The 20279-nt window shown below is 43.7% G+C and carries 14 protein-coding genes and 1 riboswitch; of the genes, 10 read left to right on the top strand and 4 right to left on the bottom strand.

The window, feature by feature from the left end; all coding sequences use genetic code 11:
- Positions 1-19 precede the first annotated feature (19 nt).
- From MH215_RS06050 to MH215_RS06030, 5 genes are all read left to right on the top strand, one after another.
- Positions 20-1858 carry an ABC transporter ATP-binding protein gene (locus MH215_RS06050; RefSeq protein ID WP_239289128.1) on the top strand — a complete coding sequence of 613 codons (1839 nt, stop codon included), beginning with the start codon at positions 20-22 and terminating at the stop codon, positions 1856-1858.
- Positions 1855-3234 carry a lanthionine synthetase C family protein gene (locus MH215_RS06045; protein ID WP_239289126.1) on the top strand — a complete coding sequence of 460 codons (1380 nt, stop codon included), beginning with the start codon at positions 1855-1857 and terminating at the stop codon, positions 3232-3234. The genes MH215_RS06050 and MH215_RS06045 overlap by 4 nt, the downstream gene beginning before the upstream one ends.
- Before the next feature lie 326 nt (positions 3235-3560).
- Entirely contained in the window at positions 3561-5396 is a 1836-nt protein-coding gene (locus MH215_RS06040) for an assimilatory sulfite reductase (NADPH) flavoprotein subunit (protein ID WP_239289862.1), read from the top strand.
- Positions 5397-5446: 50 nt separating this feature from the next.
- Positions 5447-7168: an assimilatory sulfite reductase (NADPH) hemoprotein subunit gene (gene cysI, locus MH215_RS06035; protein WP_239289124.1), complete on the top strand. Its 1722-nt coding sequence runs from the start codon at positions 5447-5449 to the stop codon at positions 7166-7168.
- A gap of 301 nt (positions 7169-7469) precedes the next feature.
- Positions 7470-8189 (top strand): YebC/PmpR family DNA-binding transcriptional regulator, encoded by a 720-nt coding sequence (locus tag MH215_RS06030; protein WP_145048685.1) that lies wholly within the window; start codon positions 7470-7472, stop codon positions 8187-8189.
- A gap of 90 nt (positions 8190-8279) precedes the next feature.
- Here MH215_RS06030 and MH215_RS06025 read toward each other — a convergent pair whose 3' ends face one another.
- The 4 genes from MH215_RS06025 to MH215_RS06010 all read right to left on the bottom strand — a co-directional run bounded on the left by MH215_RS06025 (position 8280) and on the right by MH215_RS06010 (position 10962).
- Positions 8280-8750, bottom strand: coding sequence for a DMT family transporter (locus MH215_RS06025; RefSeq protein ID WP_239289861.1), 471 nt, complete (start codon positions 8748-8750; stop codon positions 8280-8282).
- Between the two features lie 18 nt (positions 8751-8768).
- Entirely contained in the window at positions 8769-9467 is a 699-nt protein-coding gene (locus MH215_RS06020) for a Crp/Fnr family transcriptional regulator (RefSeq protein ID WP_239289122.1), read from the bottom strand.
- 34 nt (positions 9468-9501) lie between these two features.
- Complete coding sequence (locus tag MH215_RS06015) at positions 9502-9927, bottom strand: DMT family transporter (protein WP_145048565.1); 426 nt, start codon at positions 9925-9927, stop codon at positions 9502-9504.
- Between the two features lie 237 nt (positions 9928-10164).
- A complete protein-coding gene (locus MH215_RS06010; RefSeq protein WP_239289120.1) occupies positions 10165-10962 on the bottom strand; it encodes a Nif3-like dinuclear metal center hexameric protein in 798 nt (265 codons plus the stop codon).
- 432 nt (positions 10963-11394) lie between these two features.
- Here MH215_RS06010 and MH215_RS06005 point away from each other — a divergent pair, with 432 nt between their 5' ends.
- The 5 genes from MH215_RS06005 (at position 11395) to MH215_RS05985 (ending at position 19908) form a co-directional block, all read left to right on the top strand.
- On the top strand, positions 11395-11991 hold the full coding sequence (locus MH215_RS06005; RefSeq protein WP_239289118.1) for a biliverdin-producing heme oxygenase: 597 nt from the start codon (positions 11395-11397) through the stop codon (positions 11989-11991).
- 49 nt (positions 11992-12040) lie between these two features.
- Positions 12041-14587, top strand: a complete 2547-nt coding sequence (locus tag MH215_RS06000) for a diguanylate cyclase domain-containing protein (protein WP_239289115.1) — start codon at positions 12041-12043, stop codon at positions 14585-14587.
- Positions 14588-14731: 144 nt separating this feature from the next.
- Positions 14732-16351, top strand: a complete 1620-nt coding sequence (locus tag MH215_RS05995) for a TerB N-terminal domain-containing protein (protein WP_239289113.1) — start codon at positions 14732-14734, stop codon at positions 16349-16351.
- Positions 16352-16357: 6 nt separating this feature from the next.
- A complete protein-coding gene (locus MH215_RS05990; RefSeq protein ID WP_239289111.1) occupies positions 16358-17698 on the top strand; it encodes an ATP-binding protein in 1341 nt (446 codons plus the stop codon).
- On the top strand, positions 17695-19908 hold the full coding sequence (locus MH215_RS05985; protein WP_239289094.1) for a DEAD/DEAH box helicase: 2214 nt from the start codon (positions 17695-17697) through the stop codon (positions 19906-19908). Before MH215_RS05990 ends, MH215_RS05985 begins: the two co-directional genes overlap by 4 nt.
- 117 nt (positions 19909-20025) lie before the next feature.
- Positions 20026-20136, top strand: a riboswitch (purine riboswitch).
- Positions 20137-20279 lie beyond the last annotated feature (143 nt).

Raw genomic sequence — 20279 nt, 5'->3', positions numbered from 1 at the left:
ATAAGAACATGGAGTCTTTATGTGGAACTCAACTAAAAACAGTGGCAAGTTATTTCTATTAATTTATAAGACAAACAAAGGCCAATTCTTTGCGAGTTCGTTTTTGCATATCCTGCAAGGTCTCGTTCCTTTTTTTAGTCTAATCGTTATGCAAAATCTATTAAACGCCATATCATCTACTATGATTAATGGTGTAGATATCGTGTTGATCCCCTTTGCAGTATTTGTATTGCTATATTTAGCGAAATTGGTTATTAATTCTGGACAAACATTTGTAGAAGGAAACTTGGAAAATTCGCTCGCTAAGTCATTGAATATCATGATCTGCCAAAAATCAACTCAACTTGGACTCGCGGACTATGAGAACTCATCCATTAATGATCAGTTGAAACGTGCAAGTCAGGAAGCTGGGTTCCGCCCCTATCAATTGTATAGTCAATTGGCAGGGATTGCCTCAAGTCTTATCACGGTAATATCTTCTTCAACATGGTTATTTTTATGGAAATGGTGGACTGTGCCTATTATCCTTGTTGTTTCTTTAGCATCACTCTACTCATTATTCAAAATCAATAAACAACAATTCGAGATTTATATGGAACGAACTCCATATTATCGCCAATCTTGGTATCTTACGTATCTATTAACTAATGATCGCGCCGTGAAAGAAGTGAAAATATTTCAATTAAGCTCGTATCTATTGAACAGATACTCCGGGCTACTCGAAGGTTTTTACAAAGTCGATAAAAAAATGCTGGGTAAGCTGACGAAGTATACCTTGGTTTACAATTTAGTTGAACTTGCAGTGATGCTGTGGTTAGTGTGGTTAGTTATCAAAGAAACGCTACGTAACACGTTAATGATTGGCAGTCTCTATGGATATATTCAAGCTATAATGCTCACCCAAAGTCAAGTGCAGAGCATCATGAGGAATTTATTGCAATTTTCTCAAAATCATCTATACATGGAGCAATTATTTTTGTTCATTGATCTCCCTACATCAGATCCATTAATGCGTTCGTCTGAGCAAAGCAATGAATTAGGAATGATTGCCGACAAACGCAGTTCATTTAGTATTGAGCAGCTGGAGCTAAGGAATGTATCCTTCCAGTATTTAGGTCAGGAGAAGCAAGTGTTGAACAATGTATCACTCACTTTTAATAAAGGAGAGACGGTTGCAATTGTTGGGAAAAATGGATCGGGAAAAACTACACTGATGAAAATATTGATGCAACTGTATGACGACTTTAATGGAAATATTTTGGTGAACGGACATAACATTAAAGAATACAATTTAATGAATTATCAAAAGAAAATAGGAGCCGTTTTTCAAGATTTTGTTCATTATGAAATGTCAGTTAGACAAAACATTGGTTTTGGTTCATTAGAACAAATGGATCAAGATGACATCATATTAGATGCTGCGAAGTATGCATCCATTGATCAGGTCATTCGTACTTTACCTCAAGGTCTGGATACTCAGTTAGGAAAATGGTTCGAAGATGGACAGCAATTATCTGGTGGTCAGTGGCAGAGACTTGCGATAGCTAGAGCATTTATGCGTAATGCAGATTTGTATATCTTAGATGAGCCTAGTGCCTTTTTGGATCCAGTTGCAGAACGAGATTTGCTGGAGCTATTTCTAGATTTAATGAAAGATAAAATAGGGATTTTTATCACTCATCGCCTGTCTTCAGCTCGCCTTGCTCATCGGATCATTGTTATGGAGGATGGCAAAGTAATTGAGCAGGGAACACATGAGGCATTGCTTCAACGTAATGGTGCTTACGCCGAGATGTATCAAATCCAAGCTAAATCTTTCAGTGACGAAAGTAGTAGAGAGGAAGTATACCAGTCTTGAACAAAACAATGAATGATACCTTGAGATGGCTTCCACTAGAAGGGAATCTTCGAGATAGAGTAAGTGATGTTCTGAAAGACATCGCTGAACACTTCAGAGACCCAAATGAGGTATTGCAGAAATCGCAGAACGCTAAATTAAAGGTTGATGGATTAGAAGTCGAACGTTGGATTGGAGAAAGCTTAAGTAGTGGTTATCCTGGCATATGCTTATTGATAGGTCAACTGGATCAACTTGAGCCGAATGCCGGATGGGATTTAATAGGACATCAGTATTTAAAAGAAATACAGCGTAAACTGGAGGAAACGGGACTTCGTGACCTTTCGTTATATGGAGGATTATCAGGCATATTGTTGGCTATTCGCTCATTATCTCGTAATGGGACACGTTATCAGTCCATGATCGATCAAATTGCCACATGGATGGAAGAGCTTGCTAGTCAAAGAGTGAAGGAGCTAATAACACATTGGGAACAAAGCCACTTACAAATGGGTGATTATGATACGATTATGGGCTTAAGTGGAATAGGCAGAATCGTATTATCCTTTTATGATCGTCCGGGTATGAGAGATGTGTGGCACCACATTGTAACTTGGTTTCAACTATTTTGCGTTCCCAAGAGTTTGGGTACAGAAAAAATACCAGGTTGGCATATCTCTTCACAGAATCAATTTTTAGCATATGAGAAAGACAAATATCCTAATGGTAACTTTAACCTCGGTATTTCCCATGGAATTTCAGGACCAATAGCGTTAATGAGTATAGCCATAATTAATGGAGTACAATCTAAAGAGTTAGGAGATAAAGTTCATGAACTTACTCATTGGCTCGTCAATTGGAAGGTTGAAGGAGACAAAGGAGTATACTGGCCTGGGAAAGTTTCATATGAGGAATGGAAGCACGGTAGCCTGAATAATGAAAATCTATTGTTCCCAAGAGATTCATGGTGTTACGGTGTACCAGGAATTGCACGCTCCATTTGGCTAGCAAGTCAAGCCTTACAGAATAATGAATGGTCACGAATTGCCCTTCAGGCCTATATGGACATGGAAGCTCGGATCGAGAACAATGGGGGCATGATATCAGCAACATTGTGTCATGGACTGGCTGGCTGGCTGCAGCTGATCCAACGGATGTATTCCGACACAGGTGAACCAACATTAGGATTAATGCGTGATCGCCTTGTTGAGAGTGTATTAGATTTTTACGATCCTACATCTAAATTTGGATATCATGATGTAAACTTGATTGATGGTAAATTGCTAAATCTTGATGAAGCAGGTCTTTTAAATGGTGCTGCCGGAGTTGCTATTGTATTGGCGTCATTGTTAGGCAATGAAAGCCCAGAGTGGGACCAGATCTTATTAATACGATGAGCAAGTTTGTAAGCTGTCACCGGAGTAAATGGGGACAGCAATGGATCATGAATATCTGCTGCATAGCTGACTAGTTCTTGAAAATCGTTTTAGTGATTATACCTCAACGTCGATTATAACTTGTTAAAATGATGCATAAAACCATCCTCAGATCGAGAGGGTGGTTTTGTTGTTTTTTGTCCTTTATTAGAGAAACTGATAAATGGTATAAAATCATTGAAATTGACCCTCACCATTGGGTGTGATAGGTTCAATGTAGTAGAAATTTATTAATATGATCATTTTAGTAGGAATTAAAATCGAAGCAATGCGTGAGGTGGACAATGGTGGAACTACAAGTGACTAACAGCCCTTTTAATCAGGAACAGGTGGAATTGCTCAATCGCCTTCTTCCGACTCTGACCGATGGTCAACGGGCTTGGCTGAGCGGATATATAGCTGCACAACAAGGATGCGTAGTAGGGGCGTCAGGTTCGATTGCAACTCAGACTGTTCAGACGACAAGCCTTGTGACTGAAAATACACCTGTTGCGTCAAAAGAAGTGACCGTGCTCTTTGGCTCTCAAACGGGGAATTCGAGTGGACTATCTAAGAAATTGGCTAAAAAGCTCGAAGAACAGGGGCTGCAAGTTACCTTATCTTCAATGGGAGATTTCAAACCGAACGGACTGAAAAAAATTGAGAATCTCCTAATCGTGGTGAGTACTCATGGTGAAGGTGAACCACCTGATAATGCGATTCCACTCCATGAATTCCTGAATAGCAAACGAGCACCTAAGCTTGATGGCTTGAGATACTCGGTTCTGGCATTGGGAGATACATCATATGAATTCTTCTGCCAGACAGGCAAGGATTTTGATATTCGTTTGCAGGAGCTTGGTGGTACACCACTCGTTCCACGTGTTGATTGTGATGTTGATTTTGACGAACTGGCTGCAGAATGGATGAACGATGTATTGGCTTCATTAAGTACTGCAGCGACTTCGACCGGATCAGTGACGAGTGAAGCAGTCGTAGCAGCAGTTAGCGGCGGTGAATCTCAATTTAGTCGTACGAATCCTTTTCAGGCAGAAGTGCTGGAAAATCTTAATTTGAATGGTAGAGGATCGGATCGTGAAACACGCCATGTAGAATTGTCACTTGAAGGTTCGAATCTGAATTATGAGCCCGGCGACAGTCTAGGCGTATTCCCAGAGAACCACCCTCGCCTTGTTGATGAATTGATTGCTGCGATGGAATGGAACGCAGATGAGCGTGTTACTGTGAACAGAGCAGGTGATCAGGTATCACTTCGTGAAGCAATATTGCGTCATTTCGAGATTACTGCAGTGACCAAACCGGTAGTTGAGCAATTAGCTAAATTAAAACCAGAGAGCGGTCTGTCTGATCTGCTTGCAGATGATTCAGAGTTCCGCAAAGTGATGAACAGCTGTGATCTGCTCGATATCGTTCAGGACTATGGACTGCAAGGCATTCCGGCTGGGCAGTTTGTGGCGGTATTGCGGAAGATTCCAGCGCGATTGTATTCAATTGCTAGCAGCGCGAAGTCATTCCCCGATGAAGTACACCTTACAGTGCGTGCAGTTCGTTATGAATCACGGGGAAGAGAACGCTACGGTGTATGTTCCGTACATCTGGCTGAGCGCATTGAAGCGGGCGACTCACTGCCAATATATATTCAGCACAATCCTAACTTTAAACTGCCGCAGAATCCCGATACCCCAATTATTATGGTGGGCCCCGGTACAGGTGTGGCTCCATTCCGATCTTTCCTTGGGGAACGTGAAGAGACTGGAGCGGAGGGTAAATCGTGGTTGTTCTACGGTGATCAGCATTTCTCTACAGACTTCCTCTACCAGACGGAGTGGCAACGCTGGCTCAAAGACGGTGTTCTCACGAAGATGGATGTAGCCTTCTCGCGTGATACGGAGCAGAAAGTTTATGTACAACATCGCATGTTGGAGCACAGCAAAGAGCTGTATCAGTGGCTTCAAGAAGGTGCGAGTGTGTATGTTTGCGGAGATGAGAAAAGGATGGCTCATGACGTTCATAGAGCACTTGCAACTATTCTGGAGCAAGAGGGCGGTCTAACTCCTGAGCAAGCAGCGGAATATCTGACAAGATTGCAACAGGAGAAACGTTATCAGCGGGACGTGTATTAATTCATCCATTGTCACAAGGGCACCCCGTAGAAACGAGAGGAGAAAGCAGCATGGTTTATAATAATTTACTTAACCCACAGCGCACGAACAGTGATGTGGAAGATATAAAGATCAAAAGTGATTACTTGCGCGGAAGTCTTACTGAAACGCTTGCAGATCGAATTACTGGTGCAATTCCTGAGGACGACAACCGTTTGATGAAACACCACGGTAGTTATATGCAGGATGATCGTGACCTTCGTAATGAACGTAATAAGTCGAAGCTTGAGCCTGCTTATCAGTTCATGCTGCGTGTCCGTGCTGCAGGCGGGATTGTAACACCTGAACAATGGCTTATGATGGATCGTGTCGCGCACAAATATGCGAATAACACGATTCGTTTGACCACACGTCAATCCTTCCAGTTGCATGGCGTATTGAAATGGGATCTCAAAAATACGATTCGTGAAGTAAATGACTCCTTGCTGAGCACACTTGCTGCGTGTGGGGACGTTAACCGGAATGTGATGTGCAATCCGAATCCTAATCAGTCGGATGTTCATGCAGAAGTATACGAATGGGCTTGTCAGGTGAGTAATCATCTTGACCCTCGTACTCGTGCATATCACGAGTTGTGGTTGGATGGAGAGAAAATCATTGATTCCCAGGAGAACGACGAAGAAGTAGAGCCAATCTATGGAAAAGTATATTTGCCACGTAAGTTCAAAATTGGTATTGCCGTTCCACCATCTAATGATGTAGATGTATTCTCACAGGATCTTGGTTTTATCGCGATTGTGGAAAATGGAAAACTTCAAGGCTTCAACGTCTCTGTCGGTGGTGGCATGGGGATGTCTCATGGTGATTCCAAAACGTATCCGCAGGTGTCTAAGGTGATTGGATTTTGTACACCGGAGCAGATGATTGATGTTGCTGAGAAAACAGTGACAATTCAACGCGATTACGGGGATCGTGCCGTGCGTAAACATGCGCGATTCAAATACACGCTTGATGACCGCGGAGTAGAATGGTTTGTCGAGGAATTAAGAAGCCGTCTGGGCTGGAGTCTGGAAGCGGCACGTCCATTCCATTTTGATCATAATGGGGATCGTTATGGTTGGGTGAAGGGCAGCAACGGTAGATGGCACTTTACGCTATTCATTCAGAATGGTCGGGTGAAAGATATCGATGGATATCCTCTCATGACGGGTCTTCGCGAGATTGCTAAGATTCATACAGGAGATTTCCGCCTGACTGCCAATCAGAACCTGATTATCGGTAATATCAGCAGCCAGAAGAAGAAAAAGATCGAAGCATTGATTCAAGAGTACCATCTAACTGACGGAGCACATTACTCAGCGTTGCGGAGAAGTTCGATGGCTTGTGTGGCACTGCCAACCTGTGGTCTTGCTATGGCTGAATCCGAACGTTATCTTCCATCCTTGATCGATAAGCTTGAGCCGATTTTGGATGAAGCTGGTCTGCGAGACGAAGAGATTGTTGTTCGTATGACAGGTTGCCCGAATGGCTGTGCAAGACCCATGCTTGCAGAGATTTCGTTTATTGGTAAAGCGCCTGGTAAATACAACATGTATCTCGGTGGCAGCTTCACTGGACATCGTTTGAATAAATTGTACAAAGAAAACATCGGCGAAACCGAAATACTGGAGACGCTGACTCCGATGATTAATCAATATGCGACACAGCGTAATGAAGGTGAGCATTTCGGTGACTTTGTTATTCGTGCAGGTTATGTTACTGAGGTGCTGGATGGCCGACAATTTCATGCTTAACTGCATCCGAAATATTGCACGATAGATCCGAGCGTTTTCTTGTCACTTGAAACATAAGAAGCATTCCTTCACGGGGTGCTTCTTGTTGTGTTTAACTAAATCTAGAAAAATAAACAAAGATGATATGACCGCTATAAAGCGTGGAATCAGAGGAACAACCATGGCTAAACTTTAAACTCAGATCAATAACAGTCGTCGTTTTTCCCATTATTTCGTGGGTATTAACTTGTTGAACTACGCTCAACAAGATATAATGACAAAGTAGAAAGCAGATTACATGTTGAAAGTGAGCGGAAACGATATGGGTCGTAAATGGAATAATATTAAGGAAAAAAAAGCTTCAAAAGATGCAAACACGAGCCGGGTCTACGCCAAATTCGGTGTTGAGATCTATGTAGCTGCCAAAAAAGGCGAACCAGATCCGGAAGCGAACCGTGCACTGAAAGTCGTGCTGGAACGTGCGAAGACGTATAATGTACCCAAAGCCATCATTGACCGTGCGATGGAAAAAGCAAAAGGCAGCGGGGATGAAAACTATGAAGAACTGCGTTATGAAGGTTTCGGTCCTAATGGTGCAATGGTAATTGTAGATGCACTGACCAACAACGTGAATCGTACAGCACCAGAAGTGCGCTCTGCGTTTAACAAAAACGGCGGAAACATGGGTGTCAGCGGTTCCGTGGCATACATGTTTGATCCAACGGCTGTAATCGGTGTAGAAGGAAAGAACTCCGAGGAAGTGCTGGAGATTCTGCTCGAAGCTGACGTAGATGTTCGTGACATTGTGGACGAAGAAGATGCGGTAATCGTATATGCCGAGCCAGACCAATTCCACGCCGTTCAAGAAGCATTCAAAGCTGCGGGCGTAACCGAGTTCACGGTTGCTGAGCTGACGATGCTGGCACAAAACCACATTGAACTTCCTGAGGATGCACAGGTTCAATTCGAGAAGTTGATCGATGCATTGGAAGACCTCGAAGATGTTCAGCAAGTGTACCATAACGTGGAGTTTGCAGAGTAAGCTGCAGATTCACGGAAAGTTGTATATTCAAAAGGACGGCTCATTGATTACAATGAGCCGTCCTTTTTCTGTTTACCTATGTCTGTCTACTCATGTCCTTGGTGCTGAAGCACGCGAGGACTTCATTGAACCGCCAAACTTAAAGAGTACAATTCCGCCTACAATAACGAGCACACCGATTAATTGATTCCACGAGAATGGGATCTGCTCCAGCCCAAACCATCCCATGGCATCAAATAGAAGTGCGAAGCTTAACTGGGAAGTTAGCACAATTGAAATGGCATACGTTGGGCCTAAAAGCTTCATGCCTTGCACAAGACAAAATACCACACCAACGCCGATCGCTCCGCTAAGCCAGTACCAAGGCTGCATATGCTGGAGGCTAAACGTATTTTTGCCCTCCACTAGGATAGAGATTAGAAACGAAGCCAAAAAGCCGGTAAACAGTACCATAGTCGTTGTAGACCACGAGCCAGTACGCTCATTGACTTTACTGTTAAAGATCGTCTGTAAACTGACAAGTGCGCCTGCTAGCAGAGCAAGCAAAATACCTGTAATCATCATAGGTTGTAATGCTCCTTATTCATAAATGTTATGACCCGCCACTTCCCGTAGACCTGCCCGATCTTTGACGAGGATAAAGCCTTGGTTACGCTCAATGAGACCATCCGTACACAGTTTTTGAATAACACGATTCAAGTGCCGATAACTTGTGCCGATCAGATTCGCGATATCCGTTAAATTGAAAGCATCCAATTCTTCATGAAATACGGTACCATCCTCCTCGGTAGAGATGGAGAGAAGGTAACTTGCTAATCGAACTTCCACAGGATACATCAGATTAAAGTTAGAGAAGTTGGAGTCGATATAGAACTTATGGGAGATAATCTTTAGTAGAAATTTGAGCATGGGTGCGTATTCGCCAGCGTATTCAGCCAGATAACGATAATGGATACGCAGCATAACTACAGGTGAGACCGCTTGAACCGTGTTAACAATGTTACTCTCCCGAACATATTCGACATCACCGACGACTTCCAAGGGTGTTTTGAAACAGAGCACTAATGTTTTATCTTGAGACGATGTAGTGAAGATTTTGATTTTGCCTTCAACCAGCACATATAAGTATTCGGAGGCCTCTCCTTCACGACAGATGAGTTCGCATTTCTCAAAATGACATAACGTCATATGTTCACGCAGTGGCTCGTAAAATACCGTCTCCAGTTGATACTGTTTAAGATAATGAAGTAATTGTTCGTTATTATGGATTTCTTCCATTAGGTATGCACCCCCACCGACCTAAACTAGCTAATTATAGCTTCATGATAATGACTCCTGTGATCATAAGTGCAATGCCCAGAAACTGTGGCAGTTTCATCTTTTGCTTCACCACACCAAACCATCCATTACTATCGACTAGAAACGTTAACGTCAATTGTGCAATCAACAGAGCAGAGATGGTGAAGGTCACACCCATTTGCTGTATCGCTGATACTTCACTGAATATAATGACAGCACCGAATGCTCCGCCGGCGAGATATAACGGCTTCACTTGCTTGAGTCCCTGTACGTTAGCATCACGTACAACGATCAAAATAAGCGCCGCCAGAATGAATCCGGTGAGCTGGGTAATTGTAGCGGCTTGCCATGTGCCAATGTCTGTACTAATCCGAGTATTCGCAACCCCTTGTAGCGTAATACAAGCGCCGCCTAATATTGCAAAAATAATTCCTCTCATGGTTGTACTCTCCTTATCCTGCATGTTGCAACAGTTCCAGTTCAATGTAGACTGTCGATAAACTTCCGAATTCTATTAAATGACAAATCAGCTCTGTAAGCCAAGGACAAATGTCCTGAGCTTCAAAGTTACAGCATTTAGATTACACGAAGAGAAAACAAAAAGCCACTCACAAGAAGGGCTTTGGATAACTTTCTAGTTCAATTGAAGATGAATCGAATTACATATAACAACTTGTTATAACACTTTAAATATGGGTTGATCCGCTACAAAATGAATCGGTACTGTAGGGAACACTGTAGATAATCTGTCAGCCAAAAGTTTCATACCAGATGCTTCACTCTCCGCATGTCCCATCATAATAAGTGCCTTGTCCTTCCCTTGTTGTACAGCGTCTCGTACATATTCTGGGGTCTCCCACTCGAAACCTTCGCCTGCAATGATAAGATCAAGCTGTTCATTCTGAAATAGAGGGACGGTCAGAGGAGCATTACCGCGAAATCCGACAAGGACTGCTGCACGCTTACAATCCATGGTTGAGCTACCAGCAACGCGCACGTATTCAAGACCTAAGGTTTTCTTTATATGGTGAGCGATATCCTGAACCGTTGTACCACCCGGAAAAGAAAGAATGTCAGCTTCCAGTCTGTGTTGCTCGACATAAGTTGACCATCCCAACGCCTGAATCAATCCTTCCGTAATGCCGTCTGGCTGGTATCTATGAATAGCATCATGACAGCGATATATCGCAACATTTGCTTCCTGAATTAAGGTTCTTTTGGCTTCATAGACAGGGTCATTCATGAGCCAATCCGTATGGCTGTGATGGTTGTAGAAGGGAGGTTCATGGGAAATGATCAGATTGGCATTCAATCGAACGGCGTGTTCAATCACATGATGTGTTGGCATAAAGGTGACAAAAATGCCTTGTACGTCTTGATCAGCTGAACCAATTAATAGTTGATCAACTGTATTTTCCGGTAACGTTATGTCTGTCGTGAGATGTTGGATTACATCTTGAATGGTTAATTTCATATGTATAATTCCTCCAGTGACAGGTGATATGAACAGTGTATCATTTGAGGTTAGAGTCAACTACCCTCAAATGAGACGAACTGGAGACCGTTTGTTAGGTTTACATAGATGAGCGTGAGCATTCATAGTCCAGAATTCAGGAGGTTTGTTTCAATGCGGAGATCCTTGGATAATGAATGAGTTAAGGATGTTATTTGCATTTTGGAGATGCAGGTTAGATCCGAATTTAGGTTTAGCTTACGGTAACAACCTTGAATCGAATGTCAGCTGACATGCCGGGAATTGGTGTAGTTTTCTCACGCAAGAAAAAGTATACTAGCATAGTATCTTTGTCGGATAAAATGGAATATCTAATCCTATCTAAACTGATATTACCTGCAATAAGTCCTGTTTATGGATGAAGAGAACTTATAAAAAAGGATGATGATTTTCATGACAACAAGCAATCTTATGGAACGTCTCAAAACAGAGACCGCTCATTATCATAGACAAATTGAACTTAACCCTTATGCCAAAGAGATTATGAATCAAACGATAAGCTTGGGAGAGTATAAGCAATATCTGGAGAAATTCTATGGGTTTATTAAACCGATTGAAGAACAGGCTGTGCACATGCCTTTTTGGAATAATACAGGTCTTGATATCGAAGTCAGAGGTAAAACGGCTCTTCTAGAGAACGATTTGCGGAATTTAGGTTCAAGTGAAGAGGACATCCGAAATCTGCCCTTGTGTAAGCAATTGCCGGACATTTCTTCTCCTGCTCAATTGTTCGGCTATTTCTATGTAATTGAAGGTTCTACGAATGGTGGTCAGATTATGACCAAGCGATTGTCGCAGTTTTTGCCCATTGAGGCTGATCGTGGTCTTGCTTATTTTAACGCTTATGGTGAAGACACCAGAACGAGATGGAAAGAGTTCATGGAGCTTCTGCTTCAATCTGTGTCGAAGACGGAAGAGCATGACGGGATGGTGCATACAGCTTCTGAGACATTCCGCCTATTGGATCAGTGGATTAATACAGCAGATTAAGTGACAGTTATCGTAGAAGAACAACTGTAATGGAGGGGATTAATAATTCATGACCGAATCGAATTCGAGCAAAGAAAACAAACGGTTAAACCGTACGCTGCTGAGCCAGGGCACGTATACGAATGATCCTATAGATTTAAATAATTGCGATAAAGAGCCCATTCACATTCCGGGTTTTATCCAGCCGCATGGTGTGCTCTTGGCGGTGAACACCTCTCATGCACCTACTATTGTTCAATGTAGCCAGAATACCGAAGAATATCTTGGTCTAACTACAGATGAGATTTTGGGACTTCCACTTGAATCATTGATTGGTAAGGAAAGTCTAAGAGATTTGATGAGCTGCACCTTCAATGCCGCGGTTACATCCGACCTACAGTACATGGACGTAACGGTGGATGTATTTGGAGAGCTACGAACTTTTTTGACAGTTATACATGAGAGTGAAGGTTTATTAATTTTGGAGCTGGAACCATCCAATCCTGACGAGAAGGCTGATGTAGAGACCAGTGATTATTTGTGGATTTCACGTTTTTTTGGACGAATCAAGAGCACAAGTAACCGCACGCAGGCTAGTCAGATTGCAGCAGAGCAATTGAAGGAAATGCTAGGTTATGATCGAGTCATGATATATGAATTTGATGAAAAATGGAACGGAAAAGTTATTGCTGAGGCACGCGAAGAACATCTCGAACCTTTCCTCGGACATCACTATCCTGCGTCGGATATCCCTAAGCAAGCTAGGGAGCTGTACCTGCGTAATTGGTTGCGTACTATTGTAGACGTGAATTATCAACCGGTAGAGATTGTACCACTGCTTCAACCTTTGACAGGTAAACCTCTTAACTTAAGCTTATCCGTGCTTCGAAGTGTATCACCTCTACACATTGAGTACTTGCAAAATATGGGTGTGGGTGCTACGGTGACGATCTCTCTCATCAATGACAACCAGTTATGGGGGTTGATTACGTGTCATCATTATTCACCAAGGTATGTACCGCATCGCATTCGTAACTTGTGTAATTTCCTGGGGGCATTTTTCTCCAGCGAATTGTTCCAACGGCATCAACTAGACGAGTATCAGGCTGAGATTCATACACGTGAGCAAGCTGCACGAATCTCGAATATTTTTATAGGCAATACAAGCCCAGCAAGAGTGGTGGAGGAATTACAAGGTGAACAGCAAACCTTGCTTAATCTTATGGGAGCTTCGGGAGCAGCCGTTTGTTATCAGGACAAGTTACTGCTCTATGGGGATACACCAACTTGGGAGCAGGTGAGGGGACTCGCAGCATGGCTGGCGGGTGAGTCTGAGGACTATAGTTATCATACGTCCCAGCTTAGTTTGGAATATGAGCCAGCTAAGGCGTATAAGGAAAAAGCATCCGGGATTGTATATGTCGCTATATCACCAGGCCAGCATCATTACATCATCTGGTTCCGGCCAGAAGTTGTGCAGTTGGTCGATTGGGCAGGAGACCCGGCCAAAGCGGTGATCAAAACGGATGATGGGATTCGATTGTCTCCGCGAAAATCGTTTGAGAAGTGGAGGGAAATTGTGAAATCAACATCCTATCCTTGGACAGCTAAAGAACTTAATGTGCTGCCATTGCTCAAAACGATCGTACGCCGTCAAACCGAGAACCAGTTGGTACAAGCTGAGGAACAGGCATTGCAGAACGCACGTATTTTACGTCAGAACGAGCAGCGATATTTGCAGTTGATGGATTTCTCCCCAATGGCTTTTCTCACGTTAACAGATGGGAAAATAATATACTGTAATAGCCGTGCCGCCGAACTACTTGGGTTTGAGACGACCAAAAGCCTCATTGGTATGGACTTTAAGAAACTGGTACCGGAGAAGACGCAAGGAACGCTGCAGAAAAGCATTGATGAGTTACAACTCAACAGCACACAGCTGTTCACGAACCAATTGTATTTCGTTACAGCTACGGGAACATCGCTGCTGCTTGAGATCACTCTTGCTTCGGTAACCCATGGAGGGAAGCCATCATTAATGGTGCTCCTTAATAGCGGTGCTTCGCATCATGATCAGGATCATTATAATCAAACAACACATCAGCTACAGAATGTCCTCAATACGGATCCATTAACGGACATGCCGGTTCAAGCGATATTTAAATCGCAGCTCCAGGATGATTGGGATGAATGCTTACGTGATAACTGTAGCTTAGGATTGCTGTTTATTGATATTGATGATTTTCGTTCATACAATGCGACGTATGGCTTACAAGGCGGGGATCTGTGTCTGCAATGGATTGGTGAAGTACTCACCGTGGTATGCGAGCAATATGATGCCTTAATCTCTCGCTTACAAGGGGGAACCTTTATGTTGAAGCTGAAGGGAACCACTTCTGAGCGTTCTGCAGAACTTGCAGAAGAGATTAGACAACATGTGCTCGCGCTGCAAATCCAGCGTGATTTATCGGATCCTAATGAAATCGTAACGGTTAGTGTTGGAGGAGCGGTTTTGGTTCCTCAGGAGCAGTTAACGATATCTGATCTGATCGAGAGGGCTAGTCAGGCGCTGCTACAAGCCAAAAGGGAAGGCAAAAACCGTGCTGTAGTCGTTTAGAATCTTATGAGATATGGCGTTTGAACTGGCAACAGTTCAGGCGTCATTTTTTGTTCACCATTGGAATAGGACAAGTGTTATAATGAGCGGTATGGATACACTTGTTCGTATTCTCTACTAGAGGATGGGGTGAAGCATGAAGCAATGGAAGACAATTCAAGACAATTGGAATTTACCGAGATTGACTTAAGTGAGGATGTTAGTACAACTGAAGTTCCTATCCCTGATCGATCCACTTTGGCTCGCGCTCCTTTGGATAAACAAGTGAAGAACGGGGGCGTTTTGTCCTCGGAGCGAAGGTTCGCTGAGGAAGCACGACAATATGTTGAATTACGCGGAGAAGAGACCCCATTTGTACCTTTTATGAGTTACTGGCCAACCTATGGTGTGATGAGCGAGTCACAACGAAGCTGGTACTTCTACTGGCGAACTGAAGTACGTGCCGAACGATATCCAGATACGGACTTATCGTATCTATTTGTACACATCTACGAGTTGATTAATGGTATTGGATGGCAAGATCCAGAGTGGGGATATGAGCAATTAAAACGATTATGGGTTAATTATCGGGAACGGTTCCCTCAACTTGATGTGTACATGCAAGATTGGCTTGTCGACTATGGGCTCGTGCATCAAGTGCATATGTCGTTAACTGAGATTATGGATATCACGAGTGGTTTTCTTCCAATGGAGATATCAGATATGGAGCTTCATCGGTTGCTGACGAGCGACATGTCGAAATTGTCGTTAAAATTACTTAGCAGATATTATGAGTATGACATCACACTCAGTAAATTTTATAGAGACAAAGGTCAGATTGCATTGGAACGATATATTCCACAAGTGATGGTTGTAATGGAATCCTATCTGCAACGAACGCGTGGAATAGGCTTGATTGATCATTTGCAGTTGACGAAGGAGAAGAGCATCCAACGTACGTTATTTCGCAAAGCTGTTTATGATGATACGTTATATGGGAAATCGATTGACCTTACCTTTGTTCCTGTTGGTGAAAGTGCTCCATTCTGTTCATTGGTTACGAGGATTTTCCGTTGCACTGAAAATAAATTACGGGAATTACTCGGTTTCAGAGGTAGATTGCGTGGCAAGACCCTCGATACGGAGTTTGCTCAAGTCATTGAGCGATATTTAGATAAGGTGTTTGCTGCTGAGCAAGAAGAGCTTAAGGAGAAGCCAACGGTTCGGATTGATATGGAGAAGCTTGCCGTTCTGCAGCAGGAGAGTGACTATGTTCGAGAAGCTCTTATGATAGACGAGCAAGCATATTCAGATGACAAGCTTGCGCTAGATAATCAACTTCTGAATCAACACCAAGGGATGCAAGCAATCGGGGAACAAGTCACATCTAAGAAAGACGAATTCAGTACTTCTCCTCAGCCAGAGGATGCCAACGTACAGCGTACAACGGAAACTATGGAACCCGACGATAGTAGTACCGATATGGAGACAAAAGAAGAAGACTTTACTTTAAAATGGGAGGATTTTTTCATCGCAGAATTGGATGGTGAATGGATTCTTTTTGCAAATGAGATAGCTCCGCGACATGTGCAGGTAATATATGCATTATTAGGTGAGGAACCTGACCGTGAACTGATGCAGGTGGCTGAGCGGAATGGTACAATGCCTGCGCTTATGCTTGATGAGATCAACGATGTAGCTATGGAAACGATCGGCGATCTACTCATTGATAACGACCGGATTGTTCCGGATTATATAACCGTGTTTGAACATGTGAAGAGGTGATATGTAATGACAGAACTTAAAATACCGAAACGAATCACAACTGCTCTTGTCAATTCTTTAACGGCAGGTGTTGTGCCGCGGATTGGATTGGAGCAGATTGCGGTTGGTCGGAAGCCTGAAGTAGAGGCTATTTTGCGAGATATGGATAATATCGCAGAAGGCGGAGCTGCTTTTAAATTGATTACAGGTCGATATGGTAGTGGCAAAAGTTTTCTTCTGCAAATGATTCGCAATTATGCGATGGATCGTGAGTTTGTCGTGGCAGATGCCGACCTGTCCCCTGAGCGAAGACTTGTGGGAACCAAAGGTCAAGGACTGGCTACATATCGTGAGCTGATGACCCGCCTGTCTACGCGTACACGACCGGATGGCGGCGCTTTGGAGCCAATTTTACAGAAATGGATTGCAGCATTACAACAACAAACGATGCAAAATAACGGATTAAGGCCAGATGATCCAGCACTTGCCCTACAAGTAGAGCAACAGATATATGCTGTAACGAATGAGATGCAGAATCTGGTTCATGGCTTTGATTTTGCTAAAGTCTTGGCTTCGTACTGGAATGGCTATAAGCTCAGTGACGATGACCGGAAGCAAGCAGCTCTCCGCTGGTTAAGAGGGGAGTATGCAACCAAGACAGAAGCTAAGAAAGAACTGTCTGTTGGGGTGATCATTGACGATGATAACTGGTATGACTACTTCAAATTATGGTCTGAATTTATTGCTAAGATCGGATATAAAGGTTTGCTGCTGTTTATTGATGAGGCAGTTAATCTGTACAAAATTACAAATAGCGTATCACGTCAGAGTAACTATGAGAAGCTGCTCACGATGTTTAATGATACGATGCAGGGTAAGGCCGAGCATCTGGGCATTTTTGTAGGAGGAACTCCACAGTTTGTGGAGGATGAACGTAGAGGACTGTTCAGTTATGAAGCACTTCGTTCCCGACTTATTGACGGCCGGTATGCTGCAAGAGATTATGCGAATTATACAGGGCCCATTTTGAAGCTATCCATGTTATCTCATGAGGAAATTCTAATTCTGCTACAGAAGCTTCGCCAGATTCATGCCTTACATTTTGGATATACCGCAAGTTTGCGAGATGAAGAATTAGTTGATTTTATGCAAATGGCAGTTAACCGACTTGGTGCCGATGAGATGCTCACTACCCGTGAAGTGGTGAGAGATTTTATGGATGTGTTGCACACGCTGCATCAGAATCCGGAAGTGACGTACACTCAATTGCTTGGAGAGCGAGCTGTTAAACCCGAAGGATCGGGTAAAGCAGACGGTTCATCATCTACGGATGAGCTGGATGACTTTCTCGCGGAATTTGAGTTATGAGCGAAGCGAACCCTTTTTATCGATTAGCGCCGTTTGTACAGGAATTTATATATAAAAAAAGATGGGAGTCTCTTCGCCCAGCGCAGATCGAAGCGTGCAATATTTGCTTTCATACTCCACATCATATGTTGATTGCGGCGGGCACAGCCTCTGGCAAGACAGAAGCAGCTTTTTTTCCTGCGTTAACCGAATTGTATGAACGTCCATCCAAATCGGTTGGGATTTTGTATATTGGGCCACTGAAAGCCTTGATTAATGATCAATTTGAGCGGCTGAAGGATTTGTTGTCTGAAGGTCATATTCCAGTGTGGCACTGGCATGGAGATGTTGCTCAAGCGGAGAAAACACGTTTGGTGCGAAATCCGTCGGGTGTACTCCAGATTACACCGGAATCACTAGAAGGTCTGTTGATGAATCGACCGAACGCGATTCCAGCTTTGTTTCATGACCTGAGGTATATCATTATTGATGAAGTGCATGCCTTCATGGGAGCGGATCGGGGAATACAGGTACTGAGTGAGCTGGCTCGCATTGAACGTATGGCAGGGTGTAAGCCTCGCCGTGTTGGGTTGTCCGCAACTCTCAGTGATTATGATGCAGCGACTGCCTGGCTTGCCGCTGGAACAGATCAGGGCGTAGATGTTGTCTCTTCACCCGGTGGTCGAAAATTGCGCCTTCGAGTTGAACATTTCTCGTTCCCGGATGCACGTGATGAAGAGCAGGCAGAACATCTGCATAATGCTCGTAAAGCCTATTATGATTTTATTTACGAGAGTACCCATCGCAAGAAGGCGTTAGTCTTCACCAACAGCCGGACAGATGCGGAAGTTACCATTCTTGAGCTACGGCGAGTTGCAGCAAGAAGGCAGGAGCGTGACGTATTCCACGTACACCATGGCAGTATTTCAGCGATGCTGAGAGAAGAGACGGAGGCTGCGTTACGGACAGGAGCAGGGCCGGCGGTGGCCGCTGCAACCGTAACACTGGAACTCGGCATAGATCTTGGGGAACTTGAACGAGTTGTGCAGCTTGGTGCGCCTTACAGTGCGTCGAGTTTTGTTCAACGACTGGGGCGATCTGGTCGGCGGGATGATATGGCTTCAGAGATGTTATTTGTATGCCCAGAGGAAGAGGCGGAGGATGCTGAGCTTCCTGCATGTATGCCGTGGACGTTACTTCGTGCCATTGCAGTCATTGAATTATATGTGAAGACGAAGTGGGTTGAGCCACTTGAGGCTCGTAAAATGCCGATGGGGGTACTCTACCACCAAACGATGAGTATGCTCAAAAGCATGGGGGAAGCCGAACCAAGCGAGCTGGCAGATGCTGTCCTCTCGCTTGCACCTTTTGCTCAAATCAACCACAGTCAGTATGATGTATTTCTAAATTATCTGATTGATACCGATCATTTGCAGTGGACAGAAGAGCAGACGTTAATTATTGGACTAACCGGCGAGAAAACGGTGAACAATTATCGTTTCTACGCCGTCTTCAAGGATGATGAAGAACATAAAGTGTTGAATGGCTCTGAAGAAATAGGATCCATTACGACTGTACCGCCACCAGGCTACTGCTTCTCTCTTGCAGGTAAGCTGTGGAAGGTCGAAGAGGTGGATCGTAAACATAAGTCTGTATATGTTAAGTCTGCAAAAGGCAAAGTGGATACATTATGGCTTGGCGCAGGCGGCGATATTCATACGATGGTGATTCAGAAAATGAGAGAAGTGTTGTCGAGTTCAGTCATCTATCCGTACCTGTCTCCGCAAGCGGTGAATCGACTAGAACGGGCGCGTAGATTGGCTCGCGAGACTGGACTACTGAAGCAAGTTGTTATCCCGGCTGGCGGCGATTCTCATTATGTGTTGCCATGGGTGGGTAGCAAAGCATTCCGTACATTGGAGCGACTTATGAAGCATAATCTATCAACCAAGCTAGCGTTAAGATCGGTGGTGCCCATGGAGCCTTATTATTTTGTAGTCTCTGGTCAAGTAGATGCACGCACATTGTTAGCTGAAATTATGAGCGAATGTCGCGCAGCTGAAGATGCATCTGCGTTGCTTGCTGAGGATGAATCGCCATACCTTGGTAAATACGATGAGTTTGTAGCTCCGCCATTAATTCGCGATGCCTTTGCGGTGGATGGTTTGGATCTGCGTGGACTACAAGCAGGCTTACAGCAAACGCTGGAATGGGATACAACGGATATATAACAAATGTAGGGCGAAAGAGGTTATACAACATTCAGTATCCATTTCTAAATTTGTAAAACAGGGTTGACACCATCTCACCTCCCATGTAATATATGAAAAGTCGTCACAGAAGAACACATCACAAAAGCATATTCATTTCGTATAACCTCGCAGGCCGAAAGTGTACACAGGGCGAGGGTCTCTACGGGAAGCCTATACTTCCTAACTACGATGCCAAGGGATTCATGTATTCCTTGCACGTAGTTAGGATTTTTTGCATTTTTGGATGTTTCTTTCTAAGCAGGGGTTCTTAGGGATCTGGAGAGAACAGATGCCTTTCAAGGTTGTTCTGTCCCAAGTGACAAGTGTAAAGAGACTTCATTCTTTTGAAA

This window comes from Paenibacillus sp. ACRSA, from assembly GCF_022346845.1.
Taxonomy (GTDB): Bacteria; Bacillota; Bacilli; order Paenibacillales; family Paenibacillaceae; genus Paenibacillus.
This window is presented reverse-complemented; position numbering and strand designations above follow the sequence as displayed.

Coding starts and splice junctions, on each gene's coding strand:
- MH215_RS06000 (WP_239289115.1), top strand. CDS start 12,041: ATGACCGAATCGAATTCGAGCAAAGAAAACAAACGGTTAAACCGTACG.
- MH215_RS06015 (WP_145048565.1), bottom strand. CDS start 9,927: ATGAGAGGAATTATTTTTGCAATATTAGGCGGCGCTTGTATTACGCTA.
- MH215_RS06025 (WP_239289861.1), bottom strand. CDS start 8,750: ATGATTACAGGTATTTTGCTTGCTCTGCTAGCAGGCGCACTTGTCAGT.
- cysI (WP_239289124.1), top strand. CDS start 5,447: ATGGTTTATAATAATTTACTTAACCCACAGCGCACGAACAGTGATGTG.
- MH215_RS06005 (WP_239289118.1), top strand. CDS start 11,395: ATGACAACAAGCAATCTTATGGAACGTCTCAAAACAGAGACCGCTCAT.
- MH215_RS05995 (WP_239289113.1), top strand. CDS start 14,732: ATGGAAGACAATTCAAGACAATTGGAATTTACCGAGATTGACTTAAGT.
- MH215_RS05985 (WP_239289094.1), top strand. CDS start 17,695: ATGAGCGAAGCGAACCCTTTTTATCGATTAGCGCCGTTTGTACAGGAA.
- MH215_RS06010 (WP_239289120.1), bottom strand. CDS start 10,962: ATGAAATTAACCATTCAAGATGTAATCCAACATCTCACGACAGACATA.
- MH215_RS06030 (WP_145048685.1), top strand. CDS start 7,470: ATGGGTCGTAAATGGAATAATATTAAGGAAAAAAAAGCTTCAAAAGAT.
- MH215_RS06050 (WP_239289128.1), top strand. CDS start 20: ATGTGGAACTCAACTAAAAACAGTGGCAAGTTATTTCTATTAATTTAT.
- MH215_RS05990 (WP_239289111.1), top strand. CDS start 16,358: ATGACAGAACTTAAAATACCGAAACGAATCACAACTGCTCTTGTCAAT.
- MH215_RS06020 (WP_239289122.1), bottom strand. CDS start 9,467: ATGGAAGAAATCCATAATAACGAACAATTACTTCATTATCTTAAACAG.